This window comes from Bacillus sp. es.036 (assembly GCF_002563635.1).
Lineage (GTDB): Bacteria > Bacillota > Bacilli > Bacillales > Guptibacillaceae > Guptibacillus.
Map to the genome: position 1 here is coordinate 1,173,525 of NZ_PDIZ01000001.1, position 17,040 is coordinate 1,190,564.

Below are 17,040 nucleotides of genomic sequence, written 5' to 3' on the forward strand. Positions count from 1 at the left end.
GAGAGTTATGAAAGAAACATCATCTTTGTTAAAAACAAAAATAGCCCCGATGAAGGTGCTTCGCCAAATTAAATGTTCAGGTTGTGGTGAGATAGTTAACGAAGTGGAAGGAACCGTTGCACTTGGACCTGAAGCAGGAAAGCTTTTCAGAGCTTTCAAAGGGTGCAAATGTGAAGAAAAGCGATTGGCTAAAGAAAGCAGAAAAGTCCAGTCAGCTATGCTTGAACGGAAAACAAAAGCAATTTTCAATCAAAACTCTCTAGTAAACCGTAGTTTACAAAGAGCTACTTTTGAAAACTATGAACCTACTAACAAACAGCTTATAGATGCAAAGGAAACCGTAGAAGAATTTGTTAAGGAATTCAAAAGTTCCAATCCTGAAAACCTTCTTCTTGCAGGTTCATATGGAACGGGGAAAAGTCACTTATCATATGCAGCAGTTCGAGCGCTATTAGATAAAGGCTATTCAGGACTTTTTCTCTCAGTTCCAAAGCTTCTTACAAAAATTAAGGACACATATAACAGTCACAGTGAATTTTCAGAAGCAGAACTGTTAGAAGCTGTTGAAAAGGTAGATTTACTGGTACTAGATGATATTGGTACAGAATATACGAACGCCAAGAATAAGAATGACAACTGGACTCAAACCAAGTTATTTGAGGTCATGGATAGTCGAGCAGGTAAGCATACGATATTTACGACCAATTTATCTAGTGATGAACTTTCTAAAAAGGTAAATGAACGGAACTTTTCCCGCATGATGGATGGCACGACCGTACTTAAAATGACTGGTAAAGATTATCGAAGAAAATCATTTTGAAAGGGGTATTTTCAATGGTATGTTCCTACTGTTTCAATCGAGGCGTCACTTATAAAAAAAGCTTTGCTGGTACCGAGGTTAATCCTTGTAAGAAATGTGACTCTGCAAGTCACTCTAAACAAGAATTTGAAGAGTGGAAGAAACGGTTCTCTCAAAAGCACTTTAACCAGGAGGCAAGTTAATGAGTCAACTGAGGAATGCAGTAACAAAACGAAAAGAATTTTTAGTAAACAAGCTGAAGAAAAGTGGGCATAATTCTAACTGGTTGCTGAAGCAAACACTTACAACACTTGAGAACTTATGGGCCAATGAAAAATAGATTAATAATTTCTATGATTAATTAAGGTGGTGTTTTCATGAGTTCAGCTCATGGAGAAGTTATAACTTACTATTTATCAGATAGTGGACTCGAGTACTATCGCAATCTTCCAAGTAAATATGATCCTGAAGATCGACCAAAGATAAATTGGAAATGGGAAAGAGGAAATTCAAGACAGAGAGAAGAACAGAATACAAAGTAACTTTGAAAAATTTCATAAAAAAACCACCTGAGCGTCCAGGCGGTAAAAGTTCCCTTACTTCTTATTTTACCACAAAAGGGGCGCTTAGGATGGACAGAAACCATAAACAAATTAGTGATATTGAGAATCTATCAAAGGTTCTTGAAGAAGATCATTGTTATATCGTTAAAGATGGTAACTTAATTTCAAAACAATTGCCATCACATGGAAAAACAACGATTTTCACATATCAAGGAAAGATAGATCGGTTCGAATTCCAAACGTCTGAGAAGGTTTGAGAAAGGAGCTATAGGAGTGATTGAATACTACTGTCCTGATTGCAAAGTTTCTGAGGTTTTACCTAATATTATTCCTCAAAAGAAATGCAGCAAATGTTCTTTTATTATGGATGCTCATGAGTGGGAAGGAGAATGAAAAGCGCTTTTCATTTCGTTCTTTACCACTTTCATCATTTTCTATATGAATACCAGGTAAACGGCAAATGTATTGACTACCATTATGTACGGATGCAAAAGCATTACGTAAAAATCAAGGATCGTCACAAATAATATAAGTCCTGAGCCATAACGCAGGGGCACCAACTACACAGAAGTTTTTTCTGTTTGGTTGGTGTTCCTTTTTTATATAAATCAACGGAGGTGGCATATGGCAAAACAAATTGATTTTAATCTACCAGAAATTAATCGTGAGCAAACTAAAGCAGCTGTTGAAGGAGCTCTTGAAAAATACACCATTTACTTACTTATGGAACCAGATGAACATTTGCCTAAAGTGACTCAAACCTTCTCTATCGTGCCTCCAACTCATACAAATGAATTTCATTCATCTACAGAAAATGTAGCAATCAAAAATATAGACCAGGTAGTTGCTCGTAGGAAGTATCTTAGTAAAATTAGAAAGGCTGTCAATCGCCTCTCCTATCAAGAAAGGTCGATCATTATTCAACGCTATATGAACGAAGAAGATGTATTTGATTACGAAGTTTATAATGAGCTGGGCATGAGTGAAAGGAAGTACTATAGAGTAAAGGCAAGAGCCTTTTATAAGTTGGCATTTATTTTGCACATTGAAGTGACAAAAGAGAAGGTGTTCGTTGGATGAATTTTGTACAGCCCATTCGAGATCCTGAAGTGATCAGAGCTATTAAACGTTATCTTAAAGAAAAAAATGAAAGGGACTATATGATGTTTATTCTAGGAATCAATAGCGGGCTTCGCATTTCTGATATTTTACCTCTTCGTGTAAGTGATGCAAAAAGACCTTATTTTAGTATGAGAGAAAAGAAAACCGGGAAGCAGAAGCGATTGGATATGACACCGGTTCTAAAAAAGGAGTTAAAGATATATGTAGAAGATAAGAAAGACCATGAGTTCCTATTTAAAAGTAGAGAGGGAATTAATAAGCCAATTGGTAGAAGTATGGCTTACAAAATTCTAAGGGATGCAGCAGAACACGTTCGTATAACTGAAATAGGAACTCATACTCTTAGAAAAACCTTTGGCTACCATTTTTACCAACAAACGAAAGATGTAGCAATACTTCAAAAAATATTTAACCATACTAGCCCTTCTTTGACCTTAAGGTACATTGGAATTGAGCAAGATGGAATTGACAAAGCAATAAAAGAATTTAAAATTTAGAGAGAAACATTTATGAGTTTCATGTTGCATCAATGTTTAAATAGACTTCACTCATAACAACTCATGCTAATTCAAAATAATAGTTAAGCTGAAATAAATATTTCAGCTTAAAATAAGATGTGATTTCGTTTGTGAATTCAAACGACTCTCCAGTGGTTATTATGTTAAAATATAAAAGATATTCATAAAGTTAATTTTAATATAAGCGGTTAGAAGTTATATGATAGACATAGGTTCCATAAAGTAATTTGAAATATTTTAAACTTCTAGAAATAAATAGAAAGAGGGTATTATGTGGTCAATTTGAATCGTAAATATTCTTGGAATGGTAATGAAGCATTGATTAATGCTGCTCATATGGTACATGAATTACAAGGTGTAAATGATTTACAAGTAGAAAAATGGTTAGAATATGATGATGTTGACTTGTTAACTAAAATTTCAAAGCCTCACAAAGAAACTTTGTTACATGACTACATTGACTTTATTAATTTCACAATGTATGAATATTTACTAGACAAACATTTACCTATGTCTGTGATTAATCCTATAGTGGAGATCATGAATATATACGATGTGGATTATTCTCATTTAGGTATACCTCCTTTTATTGGTTTGGACGAAGAAGAGGTATATGAGTATGATCATAATGATGTAGAGCAATATGCACACCAGATTTTAAACCTCTATATAGAAAAATTAGCACCTACTTTCAACAGTGATATATTTACAGTGATTTTTTCCAATAAGCAATTTCTATTTGAATTTAACAAGCAGCTCCAAGAAGTGATTGAAGATCTAAAATTGAAAGACTATCCAGACTATTTAAAAAAAGACGGGGTTTTAAAAAGGTCTAAGTACTTGCCTAAGTGGCTACAACGTGGTGTTTTCATGAGAGATAAAGGTAGATGTCAAATTTGTGGAACAGACTTGAGTAAGGTGTTACATTTAGACAATAAAGAGAATTATGATCATATTATCCCATTGGAATCTGGCGGGACTAATGATCCTACTAACTTCCAATTAACTTGCGAACATTGCAACAAGTCTAAAGGGCATAGAAGCACAATTTATAACAGTTTTGGAGCTAGATTCTGGGAAATCGAAAGTCTTCTTCCAAAGTAATATTTGAATGAAAAAAAGCTTGGAATGCATTACGCCTCCAAGCTTTTAGTGTATGATTTTAGATGTGAAATTCTTTAATAATTGGTTTACGATTTTGCATTTAGCAGCCATAAAGTAAACCAGTAAAAAAATTATAGATATTTCATATTATACTGCTGAAGTTTTATTTGATTTACTTGACGAGTATTTATTAAGGTGTTTAGATAGTTCATCTTCTCTTTCAAACAATTGTTCTTGTTTCCCGTCACTTGTTTTCATTAGCACTTTAAAGAGGTGGTCTTGTTTGTCAAATAAGTAGTAATAAATTACTTCCCCTTCAATATCAACACACTTCATTTCAGAAATAACACCTGACTCACCCATGTAATAATTTACATACTTGTAATTATCCAATTTAACGTTTTCAAGTAAATTATAGGGGGTTAAAACTGGGGAGTGTAATAATTCGAAAATGTTTTTTATATCACTCTTCACCAAAATACCCTCCTTTTCATTATATTATTTATTTCTTATAATACATTATTAATTTACTGGTTTAAATAGTCATCAAGAATTTTTTCTACATAATCAACCATTGGAGGGAGTTTTTCATATGCAATATCGTAGTCATCTATTGTCCATTTGTCCTTACTAGCACCTATCTCATTCTTTAAGTAGGTCATGAAATATACAGCTAACATACCACCGTTGTCACGTATCCGAGTCTTAATCCAGGAATATTTGTTTTTGAATAAACCACAATCCTGAATTGTAGCGGTTGTTTTATCAATATCAAATTTCATTAAAATATTTGGTACAATATTTTCCTTAATACTTACATCGATATCTTTTCTTTTACTTGCAAAATATAAATCTGGACGTTTAATATTTGATTGTGAACTAGCAGTAGTATCTACAATACTTTCAGCTTCTTCTCTATTAATTTCCAATACGCTCTGTAGTTCTATTATTTTCTTTTCACGAGCTCTATCCTCTGATTTTTTTTGTTTTATTAATTCAGTAGTTAAATATACGTCCCCAATGATTTTACCTTCACCTATTTCTGTAGCCGTTCCCAAATCTAATTCTCTAGTACCCGAACTTCCGGGAACATCTGAGATTATAGGTTTGAGAATGTCAAAATCTTTTAGATGCTTAATTATTTCACTTTCTTGAATTTCTACTTTATAAAAATCCCAAAGTTGTTCTATTGCTAAGTGCTTATGCGAAATGATTTGTCCTATGTTATCATCTGCTTTTTTTACTTCATCATCAGGAATAGATCTTAAAATTCGGCCAACGAATTGAGCATAAGGTAGGGGATTTCTAAAAGCACGGAAAACTGCAGCAATTGATAAATATGGATGATCATATCCTTCACCTAACATAGAGACATTGATTACTACTTTAGTTCTATGATTTTTAATATCTGAAAATGCTTTCTCCCTTTCTTGTTCATTTAAATCACTATGCACAATAGTTGTAGGAAGGTCATACTCATTGTATAATCCTTGGATTATTTTTGCTTGTTTAATATCTGAAGCCACTGCAATGATTTTATGAGGGACTGTAGTTCCTCTTAATTTAGTTTCGAGCATTTTTACGCTCATATTGACTACGCTTCTAGCGCATTCTTCTGAATACGCGACTGATCTACTTACCCAATCCTCGTCTTTAATACCCATCTGGTATATTTCGTCTATAGAGTACTTTTTGGATGAATCATCGTCAATAGTTAGCATTAGTTTTTCTGGGATGTATGTTAGGTTTTCCAACGATTTCACATATTTATTTGCCATAGCTTGACTTAATTTGTATTTATATGCTAGGTCACCAGTAATTTTTTCTTTGTCAGTTCTAAAAGGAGTACCTGTTACTTTAATAACTTTTGCTTGAGAAAAATGTTGTATTGTTTCTACCCAAGTCCTTGCAGTAGAATGATGAGCTTCATCAATAATAATCATATCGAAAAAGTCCTCTGGCAAATGGTTAAGAGGTGAAGAGTCTAATCGTCCCTGTAACTTCTGAATATTGACTACAACAACATTAGCAGCTTCTAAAACTTCTTTACTAGTTTTTGAACCTTCAAATTCAATTAGGGCAGGTAATTGTTGAGGTCTGTCAAATACATGTCTTTTAATCCAAAAGTTTTCTGGTTTATCAGGGTTAAGAGCATCTATAACAGTTTCCTTAATTACAATTTGAGGAGCAATTATTAATACTCTACCTTGACTGATACTGTACGGAAGAATTGACATAAGCCCGGTTTTTCCTACGCCGGTAGGTAAAACAATAACTGCATGAGATTTCTTTTGTTTTACAACAAAATGGTCGTATACATGATAGTAACCTTGTACCTGAGGTTCTCTTAAGTTTTCATTTCCATAAATAAATGGTACCGTTTTCATGAAGTAATCTTCATCGTAACTAAAAGCCATATTAGTACCCCCTAAAAATATTGTCACAAAGATTATACCTCAAAAACAAGAAATATTGTTAAAAATTTCAAAATGTTAACTCTAATTCTTTATATTAATACATTGTGTAATTAGTAATCATTAATCATTTAGCTGAAGGTATACCGTGTGTTTAAAGGATTAGATGAGTTAAACACAATATAAGATATGGGTAATTAGTATGTAAAAAAATAGAATTTTAGATTATAATTGGTATGAATGGTTAGGAGGCATGATTATGTTCATTGACAAGCACATTGATGAATTTTTAAGTAAAGCACCTGATGGATATTCTACTCACCTTTATAGATTTAAAGAATTCTTAATTAATCAATGGAACTTAAATCCGCAAAACGAAAGAGAGCTGCTACAAGGCCTTAGTACTTCCACAGTAATTAAAAGTATTAGTTATTTAGTAAGTGAATATAAAATCAGTTCAGCAAGTAGGGTAACCCATTACTCAACAGCCTTAAAAGAATTTATTTATTATTTGTTTAGTTACGGGGAATTTAAAAACCGAGAAATTTTAGATGAAATAGGAAAATCAGCATTTGATGAAAAATCTTATAGAAATCAGATAAATACTCACATTAAAAAGCTTGAATTAAATAGTGTACATAGTGATTTTGAGGCGTTTACAGATGAAGAAGTATTAATCGTTGTAGAAGAATGTAATAATACTCTACAGTCAGCTGAAATGAGAGTAAGTTCTTTAGAAAATAAAAGTGCCTATGAAAAAATCAGATCAAGTTTAATATTCAAATTTATAATTCAATATGGATTTAGATACAACACTATGACTGACATTCTGGAAACGGATGTAAATATTGAAAAAAGAGAAATTACTGTTAACGGATTTATTGTTGATATACCTTATGATTTAATTTTAAACATTAATAATTACCTAATATTAAAACGAGACTTAAACATTTCAAATATATCCAACTTTTTGTTTGCAGAGTATAATGGCGATCAATTGAGAAAGACGACCACTTCAACTGCATCTTATTTGAAAACTCTTGTCGGTAGGAATGACTTAACTGGGTTAATAAAATATTCAATTTGTAAGATGATTACCAATGAAGTTCAAAAGGACGTAATTATGAAATTTACTAATATAGGTTTGAGGATATATGATGATTGTTATGAAATTTGTTTTCCGAATCAAGAGTTACTTAACAGAAATCTAAACTCTAAATTAAAATTTATACAGTTATCGTCATTATAGCCGTCAATTAATAAGCTAAGGCTTAAGAATACTGAGAAAAGGTGATATTAAATGTCTAAAGTATTAGATAGTATTCAACTAGAATACGAGACAGAAAAAGATAAATATGAATCATTTTGCAGAGTAATTACTGAACAATTGAATGAGTTGCTAAGAAATTTCCATTTACCTTTACCTATTGAATCTAGAGTTAAGGAATGGAAATCTATTAAAGACAAAATTGAAAGAAATAAGCTTAGGATCAATAGAGTTGAAGAAATAAACGATTTAGCAGGAATAAGAATCATAGTATTATTTAGAAGAGACTTAGAACTAGTTAGTAAAATCATTGAAGAAAACTTTGTTGTCTTCAGAAAAGAGAATACAGAAGAAAGATTAACAGAGAATCAATTTGGATACGGCTCATATCATTTTGAAATTTCAGCAAATGATTCCTGGTCATTAATACCTACTCTTAGTAAATATCAAAATTGTAAAGCTGAGATACAATTGAGAACGGTGTCTCAGCATAATTGGGCAGCTACATCACATGTACTACAATACAAAAACGAACATGATGTACCACTTCCGTTAAGAAGGTCTATAAATAGAATAGCAGCATTATTAGAAACGGTTGATTTAGAGTACGAAAGATTATTAACTGAGAGAGAAATATATAATAACAACTTAGATGAACCAACTGATGAGTTAAATGTTGAATTAGTGAGAAAACTATTAATGAGAACTTTTCCTGATAATGAAATTGAAGATGAACCTTATTCAGTTATTTTAGACACCTTAAAAAACTTTAATATCAATACTATTAAAGATTTAAATCAACTAATACAGAATAATAAAGAAATGGTTTTAACTGATGAATCTGCACAATTAGAAAATTCTAAAAGAGATGTGCGCTTAGGATTGAGTCCTAGTGGTACAACTATAGAACGATTAGAAAATGGCGTATATTATAGCTACTTAGGATTAGTTAGAGTATTATTAAGATGTGAAATTGGTGATGAAAAAATAAATGATTATTTAAAAAGAACCAATGCTTAGATAGCAAAACGACATGGCAGAATTATTACAGATATTATGCAATCTGATACTGTATTGATAAAGTATTATAGTAATAGGTAGAAAACAAAATAACAACACATATTTAAGTATCCTTTAGGATGCTTTTTTATTTTGGAGTGATAAGATTGGATCTAAAAAATCTTAAAGATCTAATAGAGAAAAATAATTTGGTAAAGTTCTATCAATGTACAGAGTGGCGTACTTTAAGAAAAAAAATACTCTCCAGAGACGACTTTGAATGTCAAACGTGTAAAAGAAAAGGCAAGGTAGGTAATGCGGAGAACGTTCACCACATAAAAGAAGTGAAAAAATACCCAGAGCTTGCACTTGTTTTTAGTAACTGTGAAAGCATCTGTATTCCATGTCACAATGAAGAGCATGACCGGTTGAAGAAATACATTCGAAAGAAGAAATTATTCGATGATGAGAGATGGTGATACAAGGGATTAGTAAACAAATTAAGGATGCATTCAAAGCTCTTGAGATGTTCCATAAGAAGTGATTTATAAGAGAAGGCACTAAGTGGATTCTTCCTTCAAGAAGATATGACAGTTGTAGTGAAAGGAATGATAGTCTACGCATATGAAATTGGGGGAAATAATTTCACTAGTCCCCCCCTAAAAATTTTTAAGAATTTTTAGGGGACCCGTGAAACGGGGAGGGGGCTCGACTTTCCAAATTTTTTATCAAAATCTCACGATAGGGGGGGGGCCATGATTGAAAGCGGCCTTAAGAACTGACGTAAGTATAGATAAAATAAAGGATTATTTGATGTCCAGGGTTGATACAACTAGTCCTGTTGAAGTGGAAAAAGTCGGTAGGTACTTGAAGCATATTGAAATTTATAGACGAATGGAACGCACAGTTAAAAAAGAGGGCGTTTCGATCATGGTAAAGAATGCTACCCAAACATTTGTGAAGTCCCACCCTCTGTTGAATGAAATGAGCAAAGTAAATACATCCATCATGAATATAGAACGAACTTTTCATTTTATAGACGATGAAAACAAGGGAAATCCAAAGTACTCAGCAGACGATTTGATGTAAATGAAAATAAATAAGCATGTAACCTTTTATATGGACCAATACGAAGCTGACAAAATTAAAGTCAGCAAGTATGTGGTCCTTTTATTTTCATATTTGAAAAACCATGTTCTTAATCGGGATGATATCTACTTTGATGAAACAACACATAAGCGTTATATCGCTTTTACAGAAAAGAATTATTTTACCTTAATGCCTTTTCAAAAATTTATTACTGCCTTTGTTTTTCTCTATTACAAAGAAGGCAACTATCCATTTTTCGAACAGTTCTTTTTATACAAAGCCCGTGGAGCCGGTAAGAACGGATTGATTTCATCGCTAACAAATTTCTTTATCAGTGATCTGCATGGAGTTGAAAATTATAATGTATCGATCGTAGCGAATAGCGAAGAACAGGCTAAGACTTCTTTTAACGAAATTTACAGCACTATTAAAAACTCAGATAATCACAAAGTGTTGGAATCATTGTTTTATGCGACGAAATCTGAAGTCATTAGTCGAACGAACAATAGCAAACTCAAGTTCCACACATCGAATCCGAAGACAAAAGATAGTTTACGTGACGGTTGTGTCGTATATGATGAAGTTCATGAATATGAAGATTCAGCAATCATTGATGTCTTTTCATCTGGTCTGGGGAAGGTCAAACACTCCAGAGAATTCTTTATCACTACAGATGGGTTTGTTCGTGGTGGTTATTTGGATGATCTGAAAGAACGGGCAACCAGGGTTCTAAATGGAGAATCGTTAGAGGATCCGTTATTTGTCTTTATGGCTACACTGGACAGTGAATCGGAAATGGAAGACTCTTCAAACTGGCAAAAGGCAAATCCGATGTTCCATGAACCATTGGGTGAGTATGCCAAAGAGTTATTCCGTAAAGTGAGAACGCAGTACATCTCATTAGGAAATTCTAAGCCATCTGCACGCATTCGATTTATGACAAAGCGTATGAATTTACCAGCCACCGATTTAACTGCATCTGTTGCGACTTGGGAAGAAATCAAAGCGACTAACAGACCTTTTCCGGAATTAAAACACAGGGAAGCAGTTGGCGGTTTGGACTTCGCTTCTATACGTGACTTTGCTGCTGTCGGATTATTATTTAAAGTTGGTGAAGATTATATTTGGAAATCACATTCTTTCGTTAGAAGAGGTTTTCTAAAGGATGCAAATTTACAAGCGCCAATCCATGACTGGGAAGAGGAAGGTTTACTTACCATTTTAGATGGTCCGGTTATTGATATAAAACAAATCGTAAATTGGTTTGTAAGAATGAGAGAGTTGTACGGGGTTAACACCATAGTTGCGGATACCTTTCGTCTTGATCTTGTTAAATCAGCACTTGAAGCAGAAGGTTTTCTTTTAATTTATATACGAAATCCAAAAGCAATCCATTCACAACTTGCACCGCGAGTTGAAACGGTATTTGCAAATAAGCAGATTATATTTGGCGACAATCCATTAATGCGATGGTACACAAATAATGTGTATGTGAAAATCAAAAAGGATGGCAATAAAGAATACTTAAAGAAAGATGAAATCAAACGTAAAACCGATGGATTTCAGGCATTTATCCATGCCTTATGGCAAGCGGATAATGTCCTGGTAGAGGAAGAAGAATTTTACCTTGACGATATTTCATTTTAGGAGGTGAGTGACAATAGGATTATTAGACATATTCAAACGTAATACTGAGCTGGAGTGGATGTATGATGTCGATTTATTAGAAGGTACTTCTGAACGGATTAAAATGAAACAATTGGCGATTCAAACTTGCGTAAATATGATCGGTCGTATTATCAGTCAGTCTGAATATCGAGTAAAGAAGAATAAAGAAACGATAAAAGATGAACTGTACTACCGGTTAAATGTTCGACCAAATAAAAACATGTCAGCAAGTTATTTTTGGCAAACGGTCGTATATAAACTCATTCATGACAATGAATGCTTGATTATCAAGTCTGATTCAGATGATTTATTAATTGCTGATGATTTTGATCGCGTGGTATATGGACTAGTCGAGGATACGTTCAAAAATGTTACTGTCAAAAACTTTACCTTCCAACGAACCTTTACGATGAGTGATGTGTTTTATTTAGAATTCGATAATGAAAATCTATCCAAATTGATTGATAGTCTTTTTGTGGATTATGGGTCCTTGTTTGGAAGAATGGTAGAATTCCAGAAATATAAAAATCAGATTCGTTCGACGGTTGATCTTGAGACCACGGGTGCGAAGGATCCAGAAACCCAACGAAAATTACAGAGCTTCATTGACCGTATGTACCAAGCGATAAAAGAAAAGACGTTTGCCATCATCCCACAACAAAAAGGATTCACTTATACCGAACAGGCAGCTTCCTCTGGTGCAAGTGTAGATGAAATCAATAAAGTCAGTAACGGCTTTTTAGATCATGTTGCAAAGGCATTAGGTATTCCGGTCGCTTTAATTCATGGTGAAATGGCAGATGTAGAAAAAGCGACTCGTAACATGATGACCTTTTGTATTGATCCATTACTTAAAAAAATTAAAGACGAGTCAGATGCCAAATTTATCGATAAGAAAGAGTACCTTGCTGGTAGGCGAATCGATATTAAGCGAGTCTCTTACAGTAATATGTTTGATGTGGCAACTTCAGTTGATAAATTAAGGTCATCCGGGGTGGCTAATGGTCATGAGTTAAGAGATGCGATCGGTCTCGAACAAATGGATGATCCGATTCTAGATAAATTTGTAATTACGAAAAACTACCAAGAGACAAATGAACTTGAAGGGGGTGATAAATAATGTCAAAAGAATACAAAGATCAAATTAAGAACATGATGAACAAAAAAACCGACGTGCGTTTTGAAGCGGATGAAAAAGACAAGGAATATTCCCTGTACATCTATGGACCCATTGGTGGTTTTTGCTTTAGCGACAATAGTGCACAGAGCATTCGAAGAAAGTTGCAAAATGTTGATGCTGAAAAAATTCATGTCCACATCAATTCTCCAGGCGGTTCTGCATTTGATGGTGTAGCCATTGGCAATATTCTTAAAAACCATAAAGCAGAGATTATTGTTCATGTAGATGGTATGGCTGCAAGTGCTGCTTCTGTAATAGCAGTTGCTGGCGATAAAGTCATCATGCCTGAAAACACTATGATGATGATCCACAGAGCTTCAACATTCGAATATGGTAATGCTGCAGTTTTTGAAAAGACGGCTTCAGATTTAAGAAAAATTGATGCCTCACTTGCTGCATCGTATAAAAAGCGCTTCGTTGGTGAGCAGTCTGAATTGGAACAACTTCTTGATGAAGAAACCTTTCTTACCGCAGAGGAAGCCGTTGCTTTTGGACTTGCTGATATCGTTGGGGAAGAGATTGAAATTCAAGAACTTGAAGATCTAGACGATGGTGAAGAAGAAGAGGAAGAATACGATAATTTAAAAGACAAGTTGGTTGCCAAGTATTCAGCAAAGAAAAACGCACATAAAAATGAATCTCCAGAACCAAAGCCTACTCCTGCTAATAAGCAGAATATGAGTAAGCTTTTTTTAAATTTAAAATAAGGGAGCTAAAGACATGACCATTAAATTTAACAATTTCGAAGAAAAGAAACAGGCCTTTGCTCAGGTTACATTAAACGGAACAGAGGCAGAACAATCTGAGGCCCTATCAAATATGCTTGAAGCCCTAGCAAACGACGTTCAGGGTGATATTCTGAATCAAGTAAATACTCAAATGGCTGATAATGCAGTCATGCAGGCTCGGGGTCAAAATGTATTGACTTCAGAAGAACTCAAATTTTTTAATGCTGTTGTCGAAGATGGTGGTTTCAAAGATACAGAGACATTACCTAAAACAACACAAGAGCGCGTCTTTCAGGACCTAGTTGAAGACCATCCTCTCTTACAAGAAATCGGGATTCAAAATCTAGGAGCCGTAACCGAGTTTATTTATTCTGATCCTGAAGGGGCAGCTGTATGGGGACCTTTATTTGGGGATATCAAAGGCCAATTAAATGCTGCCTTCCGTAAAGAAACTATTAGTCAGTTAAAATTAACAGCATTTATCCCCCTTGCCAATGATATGTTGAAATTGGGTCCAGTATGGATTGAACGTTACGTACGTACCATGATCAAAGAAGCCATGTCTGTTGGGCTTGAAAAAGGATACGTTACTGGCACGGGGATCAATCAACCTATTGGCCTTCTGAAAAGTGTGGATGCTAGCACTGGAGCCATTTCAGATAAAACGTCATCTGGCACTCTAACTTTTGAACCAGGTAAAACAACGATTCAAGAATTAAAAGGCGTCGTTGAAAAATTATCGATTCGTAATGTAAATGGAAAAGATAAAGTTCGAAACGTCGCTGGAAAAGTTGTGATGGTTGTGAATCCCTTTGATAACTTTGGCATCCAAGCGAACGCCACGATTCAAAATGCGAATGGTGCCTATGTAACGAGCTTGCCTTTTAATCCGAAGATTACTGAATCACAATTTGTTCCACAAGGCAAAGTACTTTTCTTTGTTCGAGGAGAATACATTGCTGCTATTGGTGGAACGGAACCGATCAAAAAGTACACGGAGACGATGGCATTAGAAGATGCGACGTTGTATATCGCTAAACAATTTGCTACCGGTAAGCCAGTAGACAATTATGCTGCTCAAGTCTATGACCTACAGTTAACGGAAGAACCAGCAGTATAAACAATTTGAAGGGAGCATAAGGACTTATGATTTATAAAGTAATGAATGGATTTAAAGATACCGATGATCATGGGACAATCTATAAACCTGGGGAAGAATATCCAAAGGGAGATTACAAACCTAGCCAGAAAAGAATTGCAGAACTATCGACAGAACATCCGAAATATAAGCGTGTCTTCATCAAAGAAGTGGAAGAAGAGTCCAATGAATCTATCGAACGTTTAACTGCAACAGATATTAAGAAGTTAAACAAAACGCCTCAAGAAGATTTAATCAAAAAGCTAAATGGAAATCCAAGCGGGGCTAGTAACGAGGAAGAACGAATTTCTCTTATTTTAGATCTGCAAAAACAGCTAGAAGAAAATGAAAAGCCATCTCCAGAGAAATAGGGGGCGGCTTTCTTGGGTGAAGAACAATTGGAAGGTTTAAGAGATCAATTGAAAAGCTATCTGCACATTACGTGGAATGAAGAGGATACCACCCTGCTAGATAAGGTGAAAGAAGGGGTAGCTTATCTTAATGAAATTGCTGGTAATGAAATTGATTATAGCTCCGATTTGAAGGTGAGACCTTTATTAATAGATTACGGACGTTACGCTTATAATCATTCCTTGGAATTGTTTGAGATTAACTTTGAAAGAGAACTCTTCAAGCTATCTCTCAGAGAGGGGATTAACGCATATGAAGCGACGAATACAGAGACCAGTTCATGAAATATTTAATGATGGGTACTTGTCTTACGGTTTTCGCTCAATTGAACGATCCTCTCAGGGGAAAAGGATAGGGGAAACGTTTTTCCAAAGAGGAAAGCTTGCCTTTAAATTAATGAGTGCTCGTGATCAGGACTATCAGTTGGTTGGGACGATGGGAAGTAGCTTGGATCTAAAGGTTAAAACAATGTTACCACCTACGATCCCCACTTTATTTTCGGAGAATTACACGGACTTAAGAAAATCGAACATAAAAGTACGTGTTGGGTCAATTGAATATGATGTGATCACCGTGGACTTTGATAACAGTCGACGGTATTTGTTTTTCTATCTCCAAGAAGTTGGAGGGTTTAACGATGAATGATAAAGCCAAAGCGTTAATTAATAAACAAAACGAAAAAATTTATCAAAATCTCGTAGATACCTTCCAGCTTCCTGTTTTCCAAGATGACGTCGCAGAAAGTGAGCGTCCTAATGAATTGAATCTCTTTTTGATTATATATGGAGAGTTACAAGAAGGCGAAAATCAAGGGAATATCAATCAGGAGATTTATATTACGTATCTGGCTGAAAATAGCAATACGGTTGAAACAGATCAATTGGATATCATTTCGTCAATTACGAAAATTAATGCGATTCGTTTTGTGCGCACCGAACGAGACAGGGTACAGAAATTAGAAACAGATGAATTTGTTGACCGAGTAAACTTTATTTTTAGAAGAGGAATTCGTTATGAGTGTTCGCTTTGAAATAGATTATGAAGAAATTAGGAAACTTCAAGAAAAGTTTGCTCGAATCCCAGATAAAGTTGAAGCGAGAGTTAACGCTATCTTGCATTCATTTGGGACGAAGACTGTTGAAGACAAGATCATTTCAAGGATTCCTGTTTCTAGAAAATCTAAGAAAAAGAAACATGCCAGAGATGCTAAGCCTCTTAAGAGCACAACATTTAACTTAGGATTTGAAACGAAACCAAAAAAGACTTACAACTATCTGGTTTTCCCTGATAAGGGGTTAGGAACGTCTATCGGAAGAGCACCAGACGAATTCATGACTGAGGGAATGAATGAAGGGACGCCACGTATCCTGCAAGAAATCAATGACCAATTAGATCAATTAATCGAGGAGGAATTTTAATGGCCACTGTTGTCGAATCATTTGATTCAACGAAAATCACGAATGCGAGCACGCAATTTTTCGCAGAGGATGGGACTCAGCAAGATGGGGTGAAATTTCCCTGCATTGGCTCTGTGGAAGGCGAAACGACCTTAAAGGAGTTAATTAAGAAGTGTGAAGGCGTGGAAGTCGCCAAGAAGACCAAACCAGAAAAACATGACCTTACCATATCGGCTCATGTTCCAGTCGCAATTGTTCGTGAACTATTTGGTATTACGAATGAGGATTTAAAACCAGGTGTTTATAAATACTCTCAAAATTCGAAAGGAAAACGTTTTGTATTCACGGCTGATGTGATTGATGAATTTGAAGAAATCACAAAATTAATCGCTTTTCCTAATGTGGTATCAACCACTGGATTTAAATTTGCGATTGAAAATGGCGCTGATGAAGTGGCTGAAATGGAAGTGGAAGTAACAGCTTATCCTGATGCCAAAACTAACCTCTATTACGAGGCATACATTTCAGAACTTGAAGATCCATCCATTGCGGATACCTGGCATACAGCATTTGATTATTCGTTAGTGGAGGCAATCCCTTCACCATAAAGACTGACATATTGTCGGTCTTTTTTATTTGGTAA

At 34.7% G+C, this 17,040-nt stretch carries 23 protein-coding genes; 21 read left to right on the forward strand and 2 right to left on the reverse strand.

Annotated features, from left to right (window positions below):
- Positions 1 to 7: 7 nt before the first annotated feature.
- From ATG70_RS06055 to ATG70_RS06075, 7 genes are all read left to right on the forward strand, one after another.
- A complete protein-coding gene (locus ATG70_RS06055; protein WP_098443450.1) occupies positions 8 to 820 on the forward strand; it encodes an ATP-binding protein in 813 nt (270 codons plus the stop codon).
- A 181-nt stretch (positions 821 to 1,001) separates the two neighbouring features.
- Positions 1,002 to 1,139, forward strand: a complete 138-nt coding sequence (locus tag ATG70_RS22395; protein WP_179886198.1) for a hypothetical protein — start codon at positions 1,002 to 1,004, stop codon at positions 1,137 to 1,139.
- Between the two features lie 37 nt (positions 1,140 to 1,176).
- Complete coding sequence (locus ATG70_RS22400) at positions 1,177 to 1,341, forward strand: hypothetical protein (RefSeq protein ID WP_179886199.1); 165 nt, start codon at positions 1,177 to 1,179, stop codon at positions 1,339 to 1,341.
- Positions 1,342 to 1,430: 89 nt separating this feature from the next.
- Complete coding sequence (locus ATG70_RS06060) at positions 1,431 to 1,619, forward strand: XtrA/YqaO family protein (RefSeq protein ID WP_098443451.1); 189 nt, start codon at positions 1,431 to 1,433, stop codon at positions 1,617 to 1,619.
- 367 nt (positions 1,620 to 1,986) lie between these two features.
- Entirely contained in the window at positions 1,987 to 2,442 is a 456-nt protein-coding gene (locus tag ATG70_RS06065; protein WP_098443452.1) for an ArpU family phage packaging/lysis transcriptional regulator, read from the forward strand.
- Positions 2,439 to 2,981, forward strand: coding sequence for a site-specific integrase (locus tag ATG70_RS06070; protein WP_098443453.1), 543 nt, complete (start codon positions 2,439 to 2,441; stop codon positions 2,979 to 2,981). Before ATG70_RS06065 ends, ATG70_RS06070 begins: the two co-directional genes overlap by 4 nt.
- A 294-nt stretch (positions 2,982 to 3,275) precedes the next feature.
- Positions 3,276 to 4,106 carry an HNH endonuclease gene (locus ATG70_RS06075; protein ID WP_098443454.1) on the forward strand — a complete coding sequence of 277 codons (831 nt, stop codon included), beginning with the start codon at positions 3,276 to 3,278 and terminating at the stop codon, positions 4,104 to 4,106.
- Between the two features lie 147 nt (positions 4,107 to 4,253).
- Here the strand turns inward: ATG70_RS06075 and ATG70_RS06080 are convergent, their stop codons facing one another.
- A complete protein-coding gene (locus tag ATG70_RS06080) occupies positions 4,254 to 4,580 on the reverse strand; it encodes a hypothetical protein (protein WP_098443455.1) in 327 nt (108 codons plus the stop codon).
- A gap of 53 nt (positions 4,581 to 4,633) precedes the next feature.
- Complete coding sequence (locus ATG70_RS06085) at positions 4,634 to 6,523, reverse strand: DEAD/DEAH box helicase (RefSeq protein ID WP_098443456.1); 1,890 nt, start codon at positions 6,521 to 6,523, stop codon at positions 4,634 to 4,636.
- A gap of 256 nt (positions 6,524 to 6,779) precedes the next feature.
- Between ATG70_RS06085 and ATG70_RS06090 the strand changes: the two genes are divergently transcribed.
- The 14 genes from ATG70_RS06090 (at position 6,780) to ATG70_RS06155 (ending at position 17,005) form a co-directional block, all read left to right on the forward strand.
- Positions 6,780 to 7,769 carry a hypothetical protein gene (locus ATG70_RS06090; RefSeq protein WP_098443457.1) on the forward strand — a complete coding sequence of 330 codons (990 nt, stop codon included), beginning with the start codon at positions 6,780 to 6,782 and terminating at the stop codon, positions 7,767 to 7,769.
- A gap of 51 nt (positions 7,770 to 7,820) precedes the next feature.
- Positions 7,821 to 8,807 carry a GTP pyrophosphokinase gene (locus ATG70_RS06095; RefSeq protein WP_098443458.1) on the forward strand — a complete coding sequence of 329 codons (987 nt, stop codon included), beginning with the start codon at positions 7,821 to 7,823 and terminating at the stop codon, positions 8,805 to 8,807.
- Positions 8,808 to 8,944: 137 nt separating this feature from the next.
- Positions 8,945 to 9,265 (forward strand): HNH endonuclease signature motif containing protein, encoded by a 321-nt coding sequence (locus tag ATG70_RS06100; protein WP_306472721.1) that lies wholly within the window; start codon positions 8,945 to 8,947, stop codon positions 9,263 to 9,265.
- Between the two features lie 280 nt (positions 9,266 to 9,545).
- Entirely contained in the window at positions 9,546 to 9,875 is a 330-nt protein-coding gene (locus ATG70_RS06105; RefSeq protein WP_098443460.1) for a P27 family phage terminase small subunit, read from the forward strand.
- Positions 9,876 to 11,522: a terminase TerL endonuclease subunit gene (locus ATG70_RS06110; protein ID WP_098443461.1), complete on the forward strand. Its 1,647-nt coding sequence runs from the start codon at positions 9,876 to 9,878 to the stop codon at positions 11,520 to 11,522. It abuts the gene before it with no gap.
- Positions 11,523 to 11,529: 7 nt separating this feature from the next.
- Positions 11,530 to 12,663, forward strand: coding sequence for a phage portal protein (locus ATG70_RS06115; RefSeq protein WP_441296338.1), 1,134 nt, complete (start codon positions 11,530 to 11,532; stop codon positions 12,661 to 12,663).
- Positions 12,663 to 13,430, forward strand: a complete 768-nt coding sequence (locus ATG70_RS06120) for a head maturation protease, ClpP-related (RefSeq protein WP_098443462.1) — start codon at positions 12,663 to 12,665, stop codon at positions 13,428 to 13,430. Before ATG70_RS06115 ends, ATG70_RS06120 begins: the two co-directional genes overlap by 1 nt.
- Positions 13,431 to 13,443: 13 nt before the next feature.
- Entirely contained in the window at positions 13,444 to 14,571 is a 1,128-nt protein-coding gene (locus tag ATG70_RS06125; RefSeq protein WP_098443463.1) for a phage major capsid protein, read from the forward strand.
- Between the two features lie 26 nt (positions 14,572 to 14,597).
- On the forward strand, positions 14,598 to 14,960 hold the full coding sequence (locus ATG70_RS06130; RefSeq protein ID WP_098443464.1) for a hypothetical protein: 363 nt from the start codon (positions 14,598 to 14,600) through the stop codon (positions 14,958 to 14,960).
- A 12-nt stretch (positions 14,961 to 14,972) separates the two neighbouring features.
- On the forward strand, positions 14,973 to 15,284 hold the full coding sequence (locus tag ATG70_RS06135; protein WP_098443465.1) for a hypothetical protein: 312 nt from the start codon (positions 14,973 to 14,975) through the stop codon (positions 15,282 to 15,284).
- Complete coding sequence (locus tag ATG70_RS06140) at positions 15,253 to 15,645, forward strand: phage head-tail adapter protein (RefSeq protein ID WP_098443466.1); 393 nt, start codon at positions 15,253 to 15,255, stop codon at positions 15,643 to 15,645. Before ATG70_RS06135 ends, ATG70_RS06140 begins: the two co-directional genes overlap by 32 nt.
- Positions 15,638 to 16,030: a hypothetical protein gene (locus ATG70_RS06145; protein ID WP_098443467.1), complete on the forward strand. Its 393-nt coding sequence runs from the start codon at positions 15,638 to 15,640 to the stop codon at positions 16,028 to 16,030. Before ATG70_RS06140 ends, ATG70_RS06145 begins: the two co-directional genes overlap by 8 nt.
- Complete coding sequence (locus tag ATG70_RS06150; RefSeq protein ID WP_098443468.1) at positions 16,014 to 16,418, forward strand: hypothetical protein; 405 nt, start codon at positions 16,014 to 16,016, stop codon at positions 16,416 to 16,418. The genes ATG70_RS06145 and ATG70_RS06150 overlap by 17 nt, the downstream gene beginning before the upstream one ends.
- Entirely contained in the window at positions 16,418 to 17,005 is a 588-nt protein-coding gene (locus ATG70_RS06155; RefSeq protein ID WP_098443469.1) for a phage tail protein, read from the forward strand. The genes ATG70_RS06150 and ATG70_RS06155 overlap by 1 nt, the downstream gene beginning before the upstream one ends.
- The last annotated feature ends 35 nt before the right edge of the window (positions 17,006 to 17,040 follow it).